At 37.2% G+C, this 21658-nt stretch carries 18 protein-coding genes; 7 read left to right on the forward strand and 11 right to left on the reverse strand.

Annotated elements, in window-relative coordinates:
- Positions 1-37 precede the first annotated feature (37 nt).
- The 11 genes from hisD to CUN60_RS09650 form a co-directional block, all read right to left on the reverse strand.
- The gene (gene hisD / locus CUN60_RS09600; RefSeq protein ID WP_102951830.1) at positions 38-1333 is read right to left on the reverse strand and encodes a histidinol dehydrogenase; all 1296 of its coding nucleotides are present in this window, start codon (positions 1331-1333) and stop codon (positions 38-40) included.
- A gap of 47 nt (positions 1334-1380) precedes the next feature.
- Positions 1381-2673 (reverse strand): GntT/GntP/DsdX family permease, encoded by a 1293-nt coding sequence (locus CUN60_RS09605; protein ID WP_102951831.1) that lies wholly within the window; start codon positions 2671-2673, stop codon positions 1381-1383.
- 31 nt (positions 2674-2704) lie between these two features.
- Complete coding sequence (locus CUN60_RS09610; RefSeq protein WP_102951832.1) at positions 2705-3805, reverse strand: dipeptide epimerase; 1101 nt, start codon at positions 3803-3805, stop codon at positions 2705-2707.
- Positions 3805-4203 (reverse strand): acyl-CoA thioesterase, encoded by a 399-nt coding sequence (locus CUN60_RS09615; RefSeq protein ID WP_102951833.1) that lies wholly within the window; start codon positions 4201-4203, stop codon positions 3805-3807. Before CUN60_RS09615 ends, CUN60_RS09610 begins: the two co-directional genes overlap by 1 nt.
- Positions 4204-4615: 412 nt before the next feature.
- A complete protein-coding gene (dsbD, locus tag CUN60_RS09620; protein WP_158649374.1) occupies positions 4616-6373 on the reverse strand; it encodes a protein-disulfide reductase DsbD in 1758 nt (585 codons plus the stop codon).
- 14 nt (positions 6374-6387) lie between these two features.
- Positions 6388-7707, reverse strand: a complete 1320-nt coding sequence (gene pgtP, locus CUN60_RS09625) for an MFS transporter (protein ID WP_102951835.1) — start codon at positions 7705-7707, stop codon at positions 6388-6390.
- Between the two features lie 58 nt (positions 7708-7765).
- Entirely contained in the window at positions 7766-7999 is a 234-nt protein-coding gene (locus CUN60_RS09630; protein WP_102951836.1) for a hypothetical protein, read from the reverse strand.
- 45 nt (positions 8000-8044) lie between these two features.
- Positions 8045-8332 (reverse strand): HU family DNA-binding protein, encoded by a 288-nt coding sequence (locus CUN60_RS09635; RefSeq protein WP_102951837.1) that lies wholly within the window; start codon positions 8330-8332, stop codon positions 8045-8047.
- Positions 8333-8334: 2 nt separating this feature from the next.
- Positions 8335-10005 carry a 30S ribosomal protein S1 gene (rpsA, locus tag CUN60_RS09640; RefSeq protein ID WP_279639050.1) on the reverse strand — a complete coding sequence of 557 codons (1671 nt, stop codon included), beginning with the start codon at positions 10003-10005 and terminating at the stop codon, positions 8335-8337.
- Positions 10006-10071: 66 nt separating this feature from the next.
- The gene (gene cmk / locus CUN60_RS09645) at positions 10072-10725 is read right to left on the reverse strand and encodes a (d)CMP kinase (RefSeq protein WP_102951838.1); all 654 of its coding nucleotides are present in this window, start codon (positions 10723-10725) and stop codon (positions 10072-10074) included.
- A gap of 4 nt (positions 10726-10729) precedes the next feature.
- Complete coding sequence (locus tag CUN60_RS09650; protein ID WP_102951839.1) at positions 10730-11524, reverse strand: TatD family hydrolase; 795 nt, start codon at positions 11522-11524, stop codon at positions 10730-10732.
- Between the two features lie 135 nt (positions 11525-11659).
- Here CUN60_RS09650 and gmk point away from each other — a divergent pair, with 135 nt between their 5' ends.
- The 7 genes from gmk (at position 11660) to CUN60_RS09685 (ending at position 21651) form a co-directional block, all read left to right on the forward strand.
- Positions 11660-12283: a guanylate kinase gene (gmk, locus tag CUN60_RS09655; protein ID WP_102951840.1), complete on the forward strand. Its 624-nt coding sequence runs from the start codon at positions 11660-11662 to the stop codon at positions 12281-12283.
- 1 nt (position 12284) lies between these two features.
- A complete protein-coding gene (gene rpoZ / locus CUN60_RS09660; RefSeq protein WP_102951841.1) occupies positions 12285-12491 on the forward strand; it encodes a DNA-directed RNA polymerase subunit omega in 207 nt (68 codons plus the stop codon).
- 25 nt (positions 12492-12516) lie between these two features.
- Entirely contained in the window at positions 12517-14640 is a 2124-nt protein-coding gene (locus CUN60_RS09665) for a RelA/SpoT family protein (protein ID WP_102951842.1), read from the forward strand.
- A gap of 78 nt (positions 14641-14718) precedes the next feature.
- On the forward strand, positions 14719-17184 hold the full coding sequence (gene lon, locus CUN60_RS09670; protein ID WP_102951843.1) for an endopeptidase La: 2466 nt from the start codon (positions 14719-14721) through the stop codon (positions 17182-17184).
- A gap of 92 nt (positions 17185-17276) precedes the next feature.
- Positions 17277-18617 (forward strand): RIP metalloprotease RseP, encoded by a 1341-nt coding sequence (gene rseP / locus CUN60_RS09675; RefSeq protein WP_158649375.1) that lies wholly within the window; start codon positions 17277-17279, stop codon positions 18615-18617.
- Entirely contained in the window at positions 18617-20917 is a 2301-nt protein-coding gene (gene bamA, locus CUN60_RS09680) for an outer membrane protein assembly factor BamA (protein WP_102951845.1), read from the forward strand. Before rseP ends, bamA begins: the two co-directional genes overlap by 1 nt.
- Positions 20918-21009: 92 nt before the next feature.
- Positions 21010-21651 (forward strand): OmpH/Skp family outer membrane protein, encoded by a 642-nt coding sequence (locus CUN60_RS09685; protein ID WP_102951846.1) that lies wholly within the window; start codon positions 21010-21012, stop codon positions 21649-21651.
- Positions 21652-21658 lie beyond the last annotated feature (7 nt).

The raw sequence follows: 21658 nt of genomic DNA on the forward strand, positions 1-21658 counted from the left end.
GGTGCTAGTTATAAGCCATCATAAAAATCAGTTTATTTTACGAATTAAGATGCTGTAATCTAACTGTTACTGCATTTTTATGCGCATCTAAGCCTTCCAAATCAGCCAGCGTTTCTACTACCGGACCCAAGGTCTTAATCCCGGAAGCGGATAAATTCTGAAACGAAATCGCTTTCATAAATGCAATTACATCAAGTCCGCTATACATCTGCGCATAGCCATAAGTCGGCAATACATGATTAGTACCGCTAGCATAATCACCGACTGATTCAGGCGTCCATTCACCAACGAATACTGAGCCAGCATTAATAACTTGTGGTAGATAATCTTCAGCATTAGCTATCTGTAAAATCAAATGCTCTGGCGCATACTGGTTAGAAATCACAAAGGCTTCAGCTAAATCTTTGGCAATTATCACGGCACTTTTAGCCAATGACTGTTTGATTATCTCTTTCCGGGATAAATAAGCAGTTTGCCGTTCTACTTCCTGGTGTACCTTATTGGCTAATTCAGTCGAAGTAGTAAGCAATATTACTTGGGCAGCAACATCGTGTTCAGCTTGTGCCAGTAAATCGCTTGCGACAAATACAGGATTAGCTTTATCATCGGCAATCACTAAAACTTCGGATGGACCTGCTGGCATATCAAGTGCAGCACCATTATGCGTTTGCGATACTTGTATCTTAGCTTCGGTTACGTATTTATTGCCCGGACCAAATATCTTATAAACTTTGGGGATTGATTCAGTACCAAAAGCTAAAGCGGCTACCGCCTGTGCTCCACCAGCTTTATAAATTGCATCAATGCCACAAGCCTTAGCAGCAAACAAAATCGCCGGATTAACTAATCCATTTTTACCCGGTGGCGTTACCAAAACCTTAGTCTCACAGCCAGCAATAGTAGCTGGGATTGCCAGCATCAATAACGTAGAAACAAGCGGCGCAGTCCCACCCGGAATGTATAATCCAACTTTCTCTATTGGTCGATATAATTTACCCAGTTTAGCACCATTCCGTTCAAATTCAAATGATTTCGGACAACTTATATTATGATAATGACGAATATTATCAATCGCAGTTAAAATCGCCTGTTTCTCATCATTGCTTAGGCTCTCGATTGCCTTATACTCATCTTCACTTACCAATAAGCAATCAAGCTTGGCACCATCAAATTTGGCTGCATATTCCAATAAAGCCTTATCACCATTCTGCCGTACATTGGCAATGATTTCTTTAACCTGACGAATTAAGGCTTCATCATCACTCGCCTGGCTACGTGCCAACACCAATTTTCTCTCGGTTTGTGATAATTGCCCCCAAATAACCACACGCATAACTACTCCAATAAGTTAATTATATAAAATTTAAATTGATCAAACTGCTATAAAATGATACTATAAAGAATCAGGAAAACCACCTGTACCATGGTAACTGTCAAACCATTTTTTATCATAGCTTTGATATTTTCACTCTCAGCAAATCCCATTGCTGCAAACATATTTGCACCCGGATAAGCAAAATTAGTAATTCTAGTTGCCAAAAGCATGCTAAATGCAAAAGTAGTCGCTGTTAACTGCATTTCAATTGCAGCTGGTGAAAACATTTCATGCAACATCTTGATCACTGCAGCTGAAGCAGCTGGCATTCCAAAAGCTCCAGTTACCCCAATTAATATTGAAAGCATGGATTTACCACCAAACTTCTCAAGAGGAATAAATAATTCAGTTAAAGCTTTAAACCCACCAGCATTTTGTACTAGATCTAGCATTGGACCTAATAAGACGAAGATGAAAAACAAATGAAAATTCTTTTTCATCCCATCAACCAATAATTCAAAAATTCTACTTAATTTTACTCCACCTGATAGACCAGTAATCAGAGCCAAAAATAGCATAACAAATATTACAAAAGAAGTTTTTGCCTTAAAAGTCAAACCATAAACCACACAAGCAATAAAAGCCAAAATAAAAATTATTGTTGCAAGATTTTGACGTTTTGTTGGGGTAAAACGTTCTTCATTCGGGTCGTGATAAAAAACTTCATGACTATATTGAGTTTGTAATTTCCCAGCCATAACCCAAGTAGTAATAAGCGTAACTAAGGCAATCGGAATCGCCGCATGAGTAAGCATTACACCATAACTGATACTAGTAATACCAAGTAAGGCAACCACGGGTGGTGCAAATGGACCTAGAATTAAAGCTTCCTCACCAGCTGCCTGCATCAATACTGCCAGACTTGGACGAGACAATCCGACACTTGCCGCTATTGGGCGTAAAATTGGCGCTAGTATTGCTAATCCACCGGCCAGAGTTCCTAATACAGCAACGATAACTACCGAAGATAAAACCACACCAATTTTTACCCTAGTCTGGGTATTTACCCCAATGCCATAAACAATTTTATGCACCATAGTATGGCTAACTTTAGTTTCATTAAGTACCTCACCAAGACCACGTCCAAGCATAATTATAAAACCAACCAGTGCCAGAAATGACCCCAGTGCACTTTCCATTACCTTACCAATTTCAAGTGGTGATGACCAGTTAAAAATGAAACCGATTCCAACGCAAATTGCGGTTGCAACTAGTGGTTCAACATTCCTAAATACTAAAATTGCATAGATAACAATCACAGAAAGACTTGCTAACTGTAAATAAAAGTGCCAATCCATTTTACCCCCAAGTAGTAAATTTATATCTAATCTATAACGCTCTTGTAGCCACGGTTTGAAGCCCATCAATATGTTCTATTCCAAGACCAGGACTCTCTGAAAGACTCAGAGTTGCTCCATTAAGTATAACCCCACCAATAACTGGATTAGTTTTAATCATTGTAATTGGATCAAGATCAACAAAGTGGATATTCGCGCGACTAACAATAAAACTTGCCATGGCTGCTAGTCCAATTGGCGACTCAAGCATACAACCTGCCATACACGGAATATTGTGGCTAGTAGCAAGATCATAAATCCCACGCGCAGCATAAATTCCAGCTGATTTCATTAATTTGATATTGATACCATCAGCTATGTTTTCACTGATAATTTTTAATGCATCACGAATACCAAATACCGACTCATCAGCATAAATTGGTAATTTAGAATTATCTCGGACATATTTTAAATTAGCATAATCCCACGCTTTAACTGGCTGTTCGACCATCGCAATATTGACTTTACCTGACACCAGCTGTTCAATAATATTAAGTGCAGATTTAGCATCCCACCCCTGATTGGCATCGGTAACAATATTAATACTATCCCCAACAGCATCACGAATTGACTTAATGCGGATGATGTCTTCATCTGGGTTCAAACCAACTTTAATCTTGAGGGTTTCAAAACCCTGACTAATAAATAGTCTAGCATCAGCAACCATTTCAGATACATCCTTGACACTGATAGTCGTCAGAATTTTTACTTCAGGTTTGCCACCACCAAGGAATTTATAAAGAGGTATCCCCATTCCTTTAGCCACCAGATCATGAATCGCAATATCAAAGGCAGCTTTAGCAGAGTTATTATTTACAAGAGAGATATTTATCTCACGTAGAATATTTTCATAGTTATCAAGACTAGCACCCAAAAATTTATTTGCTAGTAACTGTAGTCCGCCAATTATTGATTCCTGACTATCCCCAGTGATTACTGGAGTTGAAGCTGCCGAACCATAAGCAATATGTCCGGTATCAGTTTTTAGAATAACCACGATATCTTCCACATGCTCCGTCCTACGTAAGGCAGTAATAAATGGGCGGATCAGTGGAATTTGTAATTTAGCAATAGAAATTTCGGTAATTTGCATTAGTTTTCTTCCATTTTCAGTGGAATAGGTTTTCCATTATTATCTATAGCTACGTAGGTGAAGATTCCTTTAGTAACCAGTTTTGATTCCCTAGTAGTATAGTTATATGTCCAAGTTTGTAAACTGACTTGGATTGAAGTCCGCCCACGCTTAATTATATTGGCATAACAAGCAACCAGATCACCTATTTTTACTGGATTGATAAATGACATTCCCTCTATCGCAACTGTAGCCGCTCGCCCTGATGATGATAAAGACTTGGCAACAATAGCTCCACCCAAATCCATTTGGGATAAGACCCAGCCACCGAAGATATCACCATTGGCATTGGTATCACCCGGCATCGCAATTGTTTGAATAACCAGCTCACCTTCCGCAGGAATTGATTTAACTGACATAATTTACACTCCAATTTAATCTCATACGATATTGTAATGCGGCTAGACTTTTATATGTTTTAAAAGTAAGGGCATTAAACCTCTTTTATGCTCAATCAGGTTAAAGAAACAGGTTAGGAAAGAAGGCTATTACACACTTTCCCCAGCATACTAGGTTTTACAGGTCATTATTCAAATTTAGCAATAGCTTTTATTTAACTAAACTTTCTTGCATTCTTTAGAACTATCACAAATATTAAATCAAAAATGGGAACTAGTTATGCAAAAATGGGAATATGTTTTATTATTGTCTAATCTATAATAGCTGTTTCAAGGCTTTGACTAAATCATACCTTGTATTCAGATTGACCTGCAATATCTGCCATGCAGGTCACCCTTTTTAATAATTACAGATAAAATAAACACAATCAACCTAGCACTTTTTATCCATGCAATCTTCCAACTTTAGTTTATCTGCTAAAACATTTTTTAGACTTAAATAGAGACTGTCATTTGAAATAAATCCTGTTATCTGATAATCGTCAAGTAACCTTCCATCTTTATCTACAAAAACTATTGAAGGTGGAGCCAGTACCTTATATTTTTCAAGAAGGCTTTGGCTATTTTGATTATTTTTACTCACATCAACACGAACCAGTTTAAACTTATTCATTAATTGATTAACTTTTGCATCACTAAAAGTTTTTAAATCCATCTCTTTACAGGCAATACACCAGCTAGCATAAAAATCAAGCATTACTGGCTGGTGATTATACTCAGCTGATTGTAGTACACGGGTTAAATCAGTCTGATTATCAATAACCGTAAATCTTGAATCTTGCTCAACATGATGAAAATACCCTAAATTAACTGCTATCGCCAAAACCAAAATACTCGCAACACTAGCTAACGAATATTTCAATAGCTCTTTTTTATGAATGCCATGAGCAATGATATAAATTAGTGCGATACCCCAAACCAAATATAGAATATGGCTATACACTTCTGGAATAATCCGCCCTAGCATGTAAATTGCCATTAAAAGCATAACCATACCAAGCAATTTTTTAATGAGTAGCATCCATAATCCAGCTTTTGGTAACAACTTTTTGCCAAATACCGCAATTAGCATTAATGGTAATCCACTTCCCATACCCATGGCAAAAAGGCTACTACCACCTAGCCAGATATTCCCAGTGCTACTAATATAAACCAAGGCACCAGCTAATGGCGCAGTCACACATGGTGATAAAATTAGCGTCGAAACTGCACCAATTAAGAAGGCACCAAAAAATGAATGACTATTATATTTATTTAAGCGAGTATTAATTTTATTTTGTAATCCAGCAGGTAATTGTAACTCAAACGCACCAAATAGAGACAAGGCAAAAGTCATAAACAAGATGGCAATAGCCGAAATAACCCAAGTATTCTGTAAAAAGACTGAAAGATTATAACCAAAAACTGCCGCAATGACTCCACCGATAGAGTAAGAAACAGCTCCACCAAGGATATAAAAAAATGCAAGGAAAAAGCTTTTCTTCGTTGAAATATTATTACCAGCAATAACCCCAGCTAAAACAGGTAATAAAGGAAACACGCATGGAGTAAAAGCAATTAACAAGCCCAAGACAAAGAAACTAGCAATAACTACAATTGGGCTATTTTGAAAATAGCTGGTAATTTTTTCTGAGCTACTATCTGCGGCAAAAATTCCCGAGCTTTGATTATCGAGTTTTGGAGCATCTATTTGCTGATTATTCATCTTACCTGAAGCATTAGCTAAATATATATCAAGAGTAGCAGATTGTTCGGGATAACACAAATCAAGACCTTTACACCCTTGATAATTAACTTTTAATTTTAAAATACCATTTCCAGCATCAGTAACTGGAATCCGAATCGAAGTTTTATGTTCATAGACTTTAAATTTACCAAGATCCTTATCTTTAAGAATAATTGGATCAGGAAAAACTGGTTCACCCAGTTTGACATTACTAGCTTGCTCTGGAATAATCTTAATCTTGTTTTGATAAATATGATATTCATCCGCAATATTAAAATTAAGCCAGATAGCAGCTGAACTCTCAGCTCTAGCTGATACTTGAAATGCTTGCCAAGCTGGCAAAAAATCACTAGCTTGGCAACAAATTGCTACTATACCAAACAAGAACCCTAAAAACCAACGCATAACCATCTTACCATCTAACTACGTTTATGAATATTCCAAGTAATCGCAAAGAAAAATATTGCTAGTACACTTGAAATCAAAAGCATAATGAATCCACTATCCCAGCCATGATTTTGTACCAAATACCCCATCAGAGCTTCAGCACCCATAGTTCCAAAGAAATAGCCAAATAGGCCAGTAAACCCAGCCGCTGTTCCACCAGCTTTTTTAGGTACCAAATCAAGTGCAGCAACACCGATTAACATTACTGGTCCATAAATAAGAAAACCTATTACACCCAAGGCTGCTATCGTAATACACTGATTTGTTGATTGCCAATAAACAATCAACCCAAAGAAAATCAATACCATGGTTATAACACCAAGTGGCGAACGCCGTCCAGAAAAATACTTATCCGATAGCCAACCAACAAGAATAGTACCAGGAATCGCTGCCAATTCAAAGAAGGCAAAGCCCATACTGCTATAAACATTACTAAAATGTTTAACTTTATTTAGATAAGTAGGTGCCCAATTTAGGACTCCATAACGCACACAATAAACGAATACATTGGCTAATGCCATATACCAGACATTCTTATTAACTAACACGTAATCAAATAGAATCTGTTTAGTTGTCATCTCCTGTTCGCGATCTTTAAGATCATGTTCAACTTCAGCTAATGGGAAATCATTACGGTACACTTCAATCGGAGGTAAACCTACTGATTGTGGGACATCTCTTGCAAAGAATAGAACCCCACAAGCAATTACAATTGCAACCATAGCCGGCAGATAAAATAAACCATCCCAGTTACTAAATAAACCAACACCAATAGCAACAATAAATGGTAATAATCCAGCACCAACATTGTGTGCAGTATTCCAGATGGACATTTTGGTACCACGCTCGGAATCAGAAAACCAGTGCGTCATTATTCTACCACATGGCGGCCAGCCCATTCCTTGCACCCAGCCATTTAAGAGCATTAAACCAAACAGGGCACCAAAGGTAAGGAATGATGGAGCAAGAACATTAGTAAGTGCGGAGAGAATCAGACCTAAAGCTAAAAAATAACGAGGATTACTGCGATCAGAAACATTACCCATGATAAATTTACTTAAACCATAAGTAACCGCCAATGCAGAGCCTAAATAACCAACTTGCTCAATAGAAAACCCATCTTTAAGTAGGTATGGTTTGGCTAATGCAAGTGTACTTCGAACGAAATAATATGCCATATAACCAATATAGGCAGTCAAAAATAACTGTAATCGATATTTTTTATAGTTTACATCAATTTTATTATCCGGTAATGGCTGAATAAATTTTGCTGGTTTCAGGAATCCAATCATATAAGTTCTTTCAATACAAACTCTAAACTGGATTTTAACAGAATTTTTATAAAATGAACTATTTAACTAAAGGGAAAACAAAAGTTGTTGATTCCATCCGATCAGGATCTGAGGCAGTCTTGGCTTTAATTACCTTGGGAATCACTGGTTTTAGATAAACTGGCGTTTTATGTTTTTTACGGTTATAGATTAAAACACCAATTAACAAAGCACAAACTAGAATAACGAGAAGAGCAATTGCAGTTTGTCTTATACCAATCGGTTCTATTTTTTGCGGGTAATTATTTTTCATGGTAGCTAAAAAGCCCCGTTTAAAACGGGACTTTTTAATGTAGAACTAACGACTAAATACATCAACACGTTCACGGAGTTCTTTCCCTGCGCGGAAATAAACCACATGACGCTCACCTGAATCAATCGCAACACCATGGCGTGGGTTACGAACTTTACCAGCAGCACGATGTTTTAGTGAAAAGCATCCGAATCCACGAATCTCAATGCGTTTACCCGTTGCTATACTTGAAGCCATTGTAGCAAATAATTCCTTGACAATAGCTTCAACTTCTTTACGACTTAGCTTTGGATAAAGCTCAGAGATCCTCTTAATAATATCTGAGCGATTCATAATTATCCTTGTGACAATTTATCCTGTAGTAAAGATCCCAAGTTAGTTGTACCAGCAGTTTTATCTGCCTGCTTAACTTTCTTGATTGCCTCAGCCTCATCTTTTGAATCTTTAGCACGAATTGACACCGTGATAGCACGAGTTTTACGATCAATATTTGTGATCATAACTTCAAGCTCATCACCAACATTAACTACTTTAGTTAAATCATCAACACGCTCAGATGAAAATTCACGAGCAGGAAGAGTAGCCTCAATTTCAGCAGCCAATTCAACTGTTGCCTGTTCAGCACTAACTTCTTTTACTGTAGCTTTAACTATAGAACCTTTATCATTAAGATTTAGGAAATTAGCATATGGGTCGTTATCAAGCTGCTTGATACCTAGAGCAATACGCTCTTTTTCAATATCAACCGACAAGATAACTGCTTCAATATCCTGACCTTTTTTATAGTTACGAATAGCTGCATCACCAGACAATGTCCATGAAATATCAGATACATGAACTAGCCCATCAATACCACCAGCTAAACCAATAAATAGACCGAAGTCAGTTATCGAGCGGATTTGTCCAGCAACACGATCACCCTTCTGGTTTTTCTCAGCAAATTCAACCCAAGGGTTAGCTTGACATTGTTTCATACCAAGGCTGATACGGCGTTTTTCTGGATCGATTTCAAGAATTTGAATTTGAACTTCATCACCAAGTTTAACCAATTTAGAAGGATTAACGTTTTTATTAGTCCAATCCATCTCAGATACGTGAACTAAACCTTCAATACCTGGCTCAAGCTCAACAAATGCGCCATAATCAGTAAGATTTGAAATTTTGCCATGTAAACGAGTTCCAACAGGGAAACGCTCAGCAACACCAAACCAAGGATCATTAGAAAGTTGTTTTAAACCTAGAGAAACACGATGTTTTTCTTGATCAAATTTCAATACTTTAGCTTCAATTTCTTGACCAACAGTTAATACTTCAGACGGATGTTTAACACGTTTCCAAGAAAGATCAGTAATATATAACAAGCCATCAATTCCACCAAGATCAACGAATGCACCGTAGTCAGTGATATTTTTAACGATACCCTGAACAACATTACCTTCTTGCATTTTCTCAGCAATAGCTTTACTATCTTCACCATTACGCTCAACAAGAACTGCTTTACGTGAAATAACGATATTATTACGACGACGATCAACTTTAATGACTTTAAATTCTACTGGCTTAGTTTCGTATGGAGTGAAATCACGTACAGTACGTACATCAATTAGTGAACCTGGCAAGAATAGACGTACATTTTTGTACATAACACCAAGACCACCTTTTACGCGACCATATACACCACCAGTTAGAACATCACCACGCTCCAACGCGCCTTCCAATTCTTCCCAAGCTGCAATACGACGTGCTTTATCACGCGATAAACGAGTTTCGCCATAACCATCTTCAATTGCTTCAATAGCAACTTTTACTACATCTCCAACTTTAACCTCAAGATTGCCTAATTCATCTTTAAATTCGCTAAGTGCGATTGATGATTCAGATTTCAAACCAGCTGTTACTGTTACATATTTATTATCAACAGCTACAACTGTTGCATCAATAACTTCACCTTCACGCATTTCAAGTTGTGCTAGGTGTTGTTCAAATAGGCTTGCAAAATTTTCCACTATGTTTAGGACCATAAAAAATAAAAAGTTAAACTTTGTTATAGACAGTTGCCCATAACTCCACAATCAGGATTTCTGATACCACTTAGAAATAACCGCAATAGTTTCTTCTATAGTTAAATCAGAATTATCCAGAACTTTAAATGAAGAATCATATGACAATGGCGCAGTGCTTCTGTTTGAATCCTGCTCGTCTCGCGCAATGATATCTTGCAAAATAGCCTCAATTGTAACAGATTTATTAAATAATTGCAACTGCTTATAACGGCGTTCAGCACGTTTTTCGGCTGAAGCAGTCAAAAAAACCTTGAGCTTTGCGGCTGGAAAAACTACGCTCCCCATGTCCCGCCCATCAGTTACCAGCCCTGGCTCTTTGGCAAAATCACGTTGAAACTGCAGAAGCCTAGCACGAACCTCTGGAATTGAACCATACTTTGATGCCAGCATACCCACAAACTCCTCGCGAAGTGCATCAGTAACATTTTCACCACCAAGAATCACACCTAAATCAGTAAATTCAAGCAGCATAGTTGAAACCAGATCAACAACTTGACTCTCCCCCACTGAAGTATCACCGTAGTTACGATAAACCCACAATCCAAGCGCACGATAAATCGCTCCAGACTCTAGGTAGTGAAAACCAAGCTCTTTAGCCAATAATTTAGCTACAGTACCCTTCCCTGATGAAGCAGGACCATCAATTGTAATCACAGGAACCATAAGATCAATTACCTCCAGTTATATAGGTTTTGGCTTTTTTAAATAAATTGAAGAAATTATTACTAGTTGCTTCAGCAATTGTATCAAGATTTACTTGACGCAAATCCGCAATAAACTCCGCTGTATGCAGCACGAGTGCCGGATGATTTAATTTTCCGCGATGAGGTACAGGCGCAAGATATGGTGCATCGGTTTCTACAAGAAGACGATCCAAGGGAACGTATTTAGCAGCCTCCTGAATATCCTTGGCACTTTTAAAAGTCACAATACCCGAAAATGAGATATAACAACCAAGATCGAGAAATTTGCGCGCCCAATCCAAGTTTTCGGTAAAACAATGAATAACGGCACCACAATCATTAATTCCATTTTCCGCAAGCATTTTCCAAGCATCTTCCGCTGACTCACGGGTATGAATCACAAGAGGCAATCCCGAGCGTTTAGCAACATTAATATGAGTCTGGAACCGCTTATGTTGCCAGCTCATGTCTATATCCTTATTCCAGTAATAATCCAGCCCGGTTTCACCTATCGCTACCACTTTTGGGTGTTGAGAATATGCAAAAAGAAATTCTTCTGTAAGTTCAAATTCAGGGAGTTTCTCATCCGGATGAATTCCAACTGTTGCAAAAACATTATTTTTACCTTCTGCCAAATCTATAACTTCAGCAATATTATCTGGTCGCGTTGCGACACATAATGCATAACGGACATCATTATCTACCATATGTTGCATATAAGCATCAAGATTCGTAGCAATCTCTTTGAAGTTTATATGACAATGAGAATCAATTAACATAAAATCGCCTTATTTTGTTAAAATAACACCTTTTAGTAAGAAGCAGCAGATTGTACCATAGATACATGTCTGATGAAAATTGCAACTAAAGCATAGATTTCAAATATAGACAAGACGAAAGGAAGTCATCACGACATGAATCGGGGTAAAATTTATGTAATAGCCGCACCTTCAGGAGCCGGTAAATCAACGCTAGTAAACGCCTTATGTAAACTTGACAGCAATGTCCAACTCTCGATATCCCACACAACCAGAGGTATCCGCCCGGGCGAAGAACATGGTGTAAACTATTTCTTCACTAGTATTGACGACTTCAAAAACATGATAGATAAAAATGAGTTTCTGGAGTATGCCGAAGTTTATGGCAATATGTATGGAACCAATATTACTACTATAAAAGACTTTCTTGCGACAGGAAAAGACATTCTATTAGAAATTGACTGGCAAGGTGCACGACAAATCCGCAAGCTATTTAATGATGCTGTTTTGATATTCATTGCGCCACCATCACTTGAGATTTTAGAAAAGAGACTGCGAGACCGTAAAACCGACAGTCAAGAAGTCATCGAAAAAAGATTGGCTTTAGCAAGAGAGGATATGGCTCATGCAGCAGAATTTGACTATATTATAATAAATGATGATTTCGATACTGCACTGCAAGATCTATGTAGTATAATAAGAGCTGGTCGCAATAAGACGGCGCGTAAGCTTGAAATAATAAAACAAAAATTTGACCTTAATAGTGGAAAGGAACTCTAAAATGGCTCGATTCACAGTTGCCGACTGTATGGAAACAATTAACAACCGTTTTGACATGACTATTGCTGCTGCACTACGTGCACGCCAGATCGAAAAAGGTAGCGATATTATGGTTGAACATGAAGAAGGTGATAAACCAACAGTAATTGCACTTCGAGAAATAGCAGATCATAAAGTAGATCAGCAAATTCTTGGTCGCGTTGAATAGTTGTTAATTAAGTAGCGAGGTACTAATGGAAATCAATCACGGCGAATATCAAAAACTTGTAGATGACCTAAGAAGAACCTTGCTTTCAACAGCCCGAAAGCACTTACATGGCAAAAAAATTGAAACCATTGATCTCGCTTTTCAGGTAGCCAATCACGCACACTACGGACAATTTCGTAAAAGTGGCGAACCATACATTACACATCCGATAGAAGTAGCAACCTTAATCGCAGACTGGGAACTTGATGAACAAACAATTGCTGGTGCATTGATGCATGATGTAATTGAAGATACCCCAGTTAGCAAGGAAGAGCTCACCAGAATTTTTGGCACTAGTATAGCGGAGCTTGTAGATAGCGTAACTAAGCTCGATAAATTACATTTTGAGTCAGAAGAAATAGCCCATGCCGAATATTTTCGGAAAGTCGTCTTGGCTATGGCAAAAGATATCCGGGTAATTTTGATCAAGCTGGCAGACCGGATGCACAATATGCTGACCCTAGGATCTATGAAGCCGGAGAAACGACGAAAAATTTCTATGGAAACAATGGAAATTTACGTACCAATTGCAAACCGTATAGGCTTACACAAAGTACACCTAGAACTTGCGGAAGAAAGCTTCAAACACCTTTACCCCATGCGATATAAAGTACTAAATTCAGCGGTTGAAGTAGCGCAAAAAAACCGCTTACCACTCACCCAAGAAATTCTAACCAATATTAGCAATGCCTTAAAATCAAATGGCATAAAGGCCGAATTCAAATTCCGCCAGAGAACGATTTTCAATTTATACAACCGCATGCTCAAACGGCAGCAATCATTTGACCGGATTTACGATATTTTTGAAGTCAAAATAATAGTTGAAACTATTGGAGATTGTTATTTAACACTGGGTGTAATCCACAACCTCTACCAACCAATACCGGGTAAATTTAAAGACTATATTGCCATTCCCAAAAGTAATGGCTACCAATCTTTACATTCAACAATGATGAGTCCAACCGGAGCTCCATTACAAATCCATATTCGTACAACAGAAATGGAAGATATTGCCGAACATGGAATTATTAGCCACCTACTTAAACAGCAGCGCGGCATTGACTACGGCGGAAGTGCTAAACAGCACACTGCTAGTTGGATAAATAATATTTTGGAAATACAAAGTAGCACATTCTCTGCTAGCGACTTTTTGGAAAATATCAAAAAAGACCTCTCTCCAAAAAATATTTATGTCTTTACACCAAAAGGTAAAATTATTCACTTACCAAGAGGAGCTACTCCTGTTGATTTTGCCTATGCAATTCATACCGATATTGGCGATCATTTTAATCGCGCAAGAGTTAATCAGCGCTCCGTTGAACATGATCATAGACTCCAAAATGGTGATGTTGTCGAAGTTGCAACATCACAGTTTAGCGAACCGGATGAAAATTGGCTAAACTCAGTAATTACTGGACGAGCAATTAGCAAAATCAAGCAATATTTAAAAGAACAAAAATATGATGAAGACGTAAGTAATGGAGTTCACCTCTTAAATACTGGTCTACATATTGCTGGTAGTGAGATTATTGTAAACGATGAAATCTTGCAAAAACTTATTGACACAAAATATAGTAGCCGACTTAACCTTACTGATTTTGAGCAAAAAATTGGGGTAAACGAAATTCCCGCACTTCAGGTTGTCAGCGAACTACTCGAACTAACCCCGGGTCATGCACTTAAATTAAAGTTAAGTAACTGTAATTCAGCAATCATCCAGGACGATGTTTGTTGCCCGCTACCAGATGAAAAAATCTATGCAAAACTCACTCGTAAAGGTGAACTTGAGCTACATAGCTACGACTGTCGCAAAAATAAAACAATTGGCTTAGACAAGCTAATTCCAGCAATCCTCATCAATGATACCGAGGCACAATTCCTATCAAAATTGACAATTACAATTGATAATTTACCGGGAGTATTCAATAAGTTATCTGCAATAATTGCAGAACGGCAAATCAACATGGAAGAGATTTTTCAAGAACGGAGTGACAACCATAGTATAGTAGTTGTCAAGCTAACAATTAGCGTTTCATCCTCAAAAGAAGTTGATGATTTACTCTCAAGCATTGCGGAAAATGATTTTGTCATAAAAGCAACCCGCAGTTAGGTTACAATATTGTATAGCCAAATTGGTTCAAATACGTTTTATCTTTTAGCATAAGCACCATAGATTAAGGAAAGAGCAATGATTACCAATAATAACCAAAACGACAAGACTAAAGAGATTGAATTATCTGATAACCTAGTGCCAATTATACCGTTAAAAGATGTGGTAATTTTCCCTAATATGGTAGTTCCACTATTTGTTGGTAGACAGAAATCTATTAACGCACTTGAAGTTGCTGACAAGAAAGATAAGCAAGTTATCCTGCTTAGTCAAAAAAATCCCACAGATAATGAAGTAACGGAAGAAAATCTCCACACTACCGGAACTTTAGCTAAAATATTACAAATTCTACAATTACCAGATGGAACCAAAAAAGTTCTAATTGAGGGTAAAATCCGCGCTAAAGCAACTAAAATTGTTGAAAAAGATGGTTTCTTATCCGCTGAAATCCAAGAGATTCAAACCAAACAGGATATCAGTAAAATAGAGCAGGAGGCTGAACGTCGCGAAATTATTCAGCTATTCGATGAATTTGCAAAACTAAACCAAAAAGTCCCAGATGAAGTTGTATCAATTATCGCTAAAATTGCCAATATTGAACAGCTTGCAGATGTGATAATAACGCATGTGATAGTAGATCTTACAATTCGCCAAGAACTACTTGAAACTTCATCATTAAAAAAACGTCTGACTATGCTACTTAAAGAATTAAATCGGGAAATCGAAATTCTGACTGTCGAGAAAAAAATTCAAGGACGAGTTAAACAGCAAATCGAAAAAAATCAGAAAGAATATTACCTCCACGAACAACAGAGAGCAATTCAACAAGAACTGGGTGAGATTGAAGAACTAAATGAAATTCAGGAACTTGAAAATAAGATTCATAAAGCAAAAATGACTGAAGAGGCAGAAAAAAAAGCTTTAGCTGAATTGAAAAAACTAAAAATGATGCCACAGATGTCTTCTGAAAGTGCACTGGTAAGAAACTATATTGAACACCTAGTTGAGCTACCATGGAATAAATCTACCAAAGTTAGTTCAGACCTTGATAAAGCACAAAAAATCCTTGATAAAGATCATTATGGGTTAGATAAGATTAAAGAACGGATTATCGAATATCTTGCAGTCCAACGCCGTACAGAAAATAATAAGTCTCCAATATTATGCTTTGTGGGACCTCCTGGAGTAGGTAAAACATCACTTGGTGAATCAATTGCTAAAGCGACAAACCGTAAGTATGTGAGGATTGCTCTTGGTGGCTTACATGATGAAGCAGAAATTCGTGGACATCGTAAAACCTATATTGGCGCGATGTCAGGTAAAGTTTTGCAAAATATCAGTAAAATCGGAGTAAAAAACCCATTGTTACTATTTGATGAAGTCGATAAAATTGGTGCTGATCACCGTGGAGATCCAGCAGCTGCGCTACTTGAAGTTTTAGATCCTGAACAAAATCGGGCTTTTGTAGACAACTATACTGAAGTACCGTTTGATTTATCACAAGTAATGTTTGTATGCACTTCAAACTCAATGAACATTCCTGGTCCGCTACGCGACAGAATGGAAATTATTCGCCTATCTGGCTATACCGAACAGGAAAAATTAAAAATTGCCGAGCAATACCTATTGCCACGCCAGATCAAAAACAATGGTTTAAAACCAGCAGAAATTGCAGTTGATAGCGAAACGATTCTGGATGTAATTCGGTATTACACTGCGGAAGCTGGCGTACGGAGTCTAGATCGACAAATAGGTAAACTTTGCCGTAAAGTGGTAACGATGCTTGATACTAAAAAAGTTACGGGCAAGAAGATTAAGATTACAAAAGACACATTAAAAGATTTTCTAGGTATTCCAATTAATGATTTTGGTATCAGTGCTAAAGAAAATCGTGTTGGAAGGGTTACTGGTCTTGCATGGACTGAAATTGGAGGGGATATATTGACTATTGAGGTAGTCGCAATCCCAGGAAAAGGAAATATTATCAGGACTGGACAACTTGGCGACGTGATGAAAGAGTCAATTCAAGCTGCAATCAGCCTAGTCCGTAGCCGAAGTAATCCTTTGGGAATTGATGAGAAATTCTATGAAAATAGAGATATCCATGTCCATGTGCCTGAAGGTGCGACCCCCAAAGATGGTCCATCTGCCGGGATTGCAATGGTAACTGCAATTGCTTCAAGCTTGAATCATGTGCCAATTAAATCAAGTGTTGCAATGACTGGTGAGGTTACCTTATATGGTGAGGTTCTACCAATCGGTGGACTCAAGGAAAAAATGCTAGCAGCACTTCGTGCTGGCATAAAAACGGTATTGATTCCAGATAAGAACATTAAAGATCTGGATGAAATTCCTGATGACATCAAACAACAACTTGAAGTCATACCTGTTAAAACAGTTGAGCAGGTTCTGGAAATTGCACTCGAATATAAGCCAGTTCCTTGGGATCAGCAAACCAGACTTGACCCTGCACCAGCAGCAAAAGAAGCACTAAAGAAAAAGCCTGCCAAGTCTAAAAAAACTGGTCTGCGGGTTAATGCCTAGATAGTGTATAATATCTGACCTGTAAAAGAAGGTAGTACCGAAAAGTACTACCTTTTTAATTTTATAAATTCGAAATTTATGGAAAAATAGTTTTGGCTTTGCTTGGTTTTTTATTAACAATAGGGATTTTGGTAGTTATTCATGAATTTGGGCACTATTTATTTGCCAGATTATTTAAAGTTAAGGTAATCACCTTCTCTATTGGCTTTGGTCCAAAGCTCTTTTCTTGGCAAGGTAAAAACAACCAATGGAAAATTGGTGCAATCCCACTTGGTGGCTATGTACAGATGCTTGATGAAAGAGAAGCACCAGTTACACCAGAACTAAAACATTTAGCCTTTAACAATAAACCACCGTATCAAAAGCTTCTAATTGCCCTAGCTGGACCACTATTTAATATCTTATTTGCATTTATAGCTTACTATTTTATTGGATTATATGGAGTTTATAATCTAAAACCAATTATAGCAAGCATTAATCCCACCCCCCTAGTCCAGAACCTAGAAAAAATAGCACCTGGAAGCACAATTAAAAAAATTAATGAACAACCAATAGATAGCTGGTCTCAGGCAGAAACAATTTTTCGTAATGACCTTGCTCATACAGACCAAATAAATTTTACACTAGAAATAGAATCTGTAAACCAGCAACTACAGCTTAACTTTAATAAATATAAAAATAACCGCAATGATTATTCACTTACTGATTTAGGTTTATATCCGTTCAAGTATATCCCGGTTATTGGCTATACTGAACCACAATCAGCAGCCACTAGAGCAGGAATAAAAGAGGGTGATATTGTTTTAAAAATAAACGGGGAATCAATCAACAACTGGTTTCAAATTAGCAAATTAATAAAATCTTCGCCAAGTGAAAAATTAACATTTATTGTAAAAAGAAATAATACTGAAATATCTCTGCCCGTTATACCTGACTCAATCAATGATGAAGATGGACAAATAATTGGCAAAATTGGTATAATGCCTACCTTAGACAATAGCTTAATTGAAAAAAACAGCTTTATCAAGCACTATAACCCAATAAATAGTCTGGGATATGCATATAATGCCTGTTTAAATCTGGCGTATAATAATATTACAGCACTCTGGTTAATGCTAAATGGCGATATTTCTTGGCATAATCTTGGTGGACCTGTTTCAATAGCCAAAGCATCAAAAATGGCGATGCATCAGGGTGTAAAATCATTTGTTGATTTTCTTGCATTAATTAGCCTAAGTCTAGCTATCATGAATTTACTGCCCATACCAGTATTAGATGGTGGGCATATATTAATTTATAGTATTGAGTGGTTAACAGGAAAACCTATGGCTATACAAATTCAGCAACTTCTATTTAAATTCGGGCTGATTGTTGTGCTTGGGGTAACATTCTTGGCTTTATATAATGACTTTCTAAAATTATTTAATCTGTAATGAACTTACGACTTAAACTACTTAGTACAATATTTTCACTATTTATCCTAAATAGTAGCTATGCTGACAATAATGGCTTTGTTATTCAGCAGATTCGTATTGAAGGTTTGCAACGGATTGAGATGGGAACAGTTTATAGTTACCTACCAGTCAAAGTTGGAGATACCTTAACCGCAAGTAAAGCGAATGACATAATACACAAATTATATAGCACCGGATTCTTTCAGGATGTAAGGGTTGAGCAACAGGGAAATACTTTAATTGTTGATATTGAAGAACGCCCAGTTATTGCCCGTATTTCTGTTTCTGGCGACCACGAGTTTGATCACGATAAATTGGTAAAATCGTTAAAAGAAAATGGTCTTGCTGATGGACTTATCTTTGATCAAAGTATTCTTGACAATGCTGTGATGAGTCTAAAAACAGAATACTATAACCGTGGATTATATTCCGTAATTATCACTCCCACCGTGGTTCAGCTGGAACGAAATCGTGTTAATATACAAATCACAATTTCCGAGGGTGTAACCGCAAAAATTGGCGGCATTACTTTTACTGGCAATAAAGCATTTAGTTCCCAAAAACTTCAGAAGCAAATGTTCCTGACAACTGGCAACTGGCTTAGTTTCTGGTATAAAGACAACCAGTACTCAAGTGATAAACTTAATGGCGACTTAGAAACCGTTAAAGCATTTTACCAAAATCAAGGATATATCACCTACCGCCTTAACTCCGTTCAAGTTCAGTTAACACCAGACAAAAAATTAGTTTATATAACTGCAAATATTGACGAAGGACACCAGTATCGCTTTAAAGATATTAAAATCGCGGGAGACTATAAAGATATTCCACCAGAAGAATTACAAAAATTAATTACCGTTAAGCCTGGGCAGATAATTAATCAGGAAAAACTAGATAAAGATATTCAGTCAATAAAAACAACAATGGGTAAATATGGTTATGCCTTTGCGGGCATAAATCCGGTGCCTGATATTGATAGCAAAAAAAATACAGTTGCCTATACTCTATTTATTGACCCCGGTAAGAAAATCTATGTCCGTAATATTAATATTAGTGGTAATGAAAAAACCAGAGATGTAGTTATTCGTCGCGAATTCAGACAAGAGGAAGCAGGAATTTATAATGCCGCAGCTATTAAACGCTCTAAAGACCGCCTAGATGTATTGGGTTACTTTAAAACGACTGATATAGCAACCACTCCAGTACCTGGAGTCAATGATCAGGTTGATTTAAATGTAAAAGTTACTGAAACTAATACTGGTAGTATTAATTTTGGGGTTGGTTTTGCCCAAGGTCAAGGTATTATCTTAAATGGTGGTATTTCACAAAGTAATTTATTTGGGTCGGGTAAATCTGCATCAATCAATGCATCATACAGTCAATTAAATAGCAGTATTTCACTTTCATTTACTGATCCATATTACCTGGCTAATGGAACCAGTCTTGGTTATGATATTTACGATACTACATTTACACCAAATCTAGTAGGGATTAGCCCATACTCAACTCAAACCCTTGGTGGACGGATTCGAACATCAGTTCCGGTTTCTGAATTTGATCGAATTAATTTAAGTCTTGGCTTTGAAAATAATCAAATTAGTATTAATAACAATACTGCACCACTCCGATTTATCCAGTTTACTAACCAGTATGGTAACTCGGTAAATGCTATTCCGGTAACTGTTAGCTGGGCACGAAATACGTCAGATAGCACATTGTGGCCAACAAGCGGTGCTACCTATAATACTAGTTTTACAATTACAGCACCTGGCGTTGGCGCGCAATACTATAAATTTGACTCTAAAGACGCATGGTATTTCCCTATCTCACAGGATTTGACTTGGAAGACTAATGGAGAACTAGGATTCATTAACTCGTATGGTGATGGGCAAATTGTGCCATTTTATCAAAACTTTATTGAGGGTGGTCCAAATTCAATTCGTGGTTACTACATTGGTAGTATAGGACCAAAAGATACCGATGGTTCATCACTGGGTGGAACTCGTTGGGTATTCCTGAGTAATAACCTGCTCTTCCCAATGCCGGGGGTAAAAGAAGATAAAACTGTCCGTCTAAGTGCATTCTATGATATAGGCTCGTTATATGGGGGAGACCCATTTGGAATCAATCCATTACAAGCAGTTCGTGCCAGTTATGGTTTGGGATTAGTATGGATATCACCAATGGGACCAATTCAGCTCAGCTATGCAATACCAATGTTTAACCAACCAAACGACAATATCCAGAACTTCCAGTTTACACTTGGCTCAATGTTCTAGATATAATTATTTAACATAAATATGGTCAATTAAGGTAAAGTAATTCACTGATTTAATATTTTAGTCACTTTAATTTTTTGAGGAACCACTCTATGAAAAAACTAAAATTTGCACTTTTAGGGTTGGCATGTGCCAGTTCAATGGCTTTTGCAGATGACTTCAAGCTCGGATACATTAATGTAGATCGTGTATTTACTGAAGCGAAGCCGGCAAAAGCAATTCAACAGGCACTAAAAGACAAATATGGTCCACAACAAAAACAGCTTGAAACCATGAATAATAATATTATCGCTGAACAGCAACAGATGCAAAAAATTGCTAACAAAGCACCTAGCTTTGATAAACTTAGCAAATCAGATCAGTCTCAATTAAAAAGTCTAGAAGATAAGTATCGCAAAGATCAAGGGCAATTCCAACAGCAATATATGGCTTTCCAGCAAAATCTGCAAAAATCACAGGAATACGCACTTGGTTCTTTAATGACCAAGACCAATGCTATTCTTAAAGACATTAGTGATAAAAAAGGTTATGATTTAGTTCTTACCTCTAATCAACTAGTATTTGCAAAAGCCAAATATGATTTGACAGATCAAGTAATGGATCAGTTAAATACAATTGATGCAACTGATATTATCAAACAATTAAATAGCCCACAAACTATCCCGGCTCCAGTAGGTAAACCAGGTGCTGCACCAGCTCCTACTTCGGCTACAGCTACAACTCCTTCTAAATAAATCTGAG

Origin of the sequence: Aquella oligotrophica, assembly GCF_002892535.1 — a bacterium.
Taxonomy (GTDB): domain Bacteria; phylum Pseudomonadota; class Gammaproteobacteria; order Burkholderiales; family UBA11063; genus Aquella; species Aquella oligotrophica.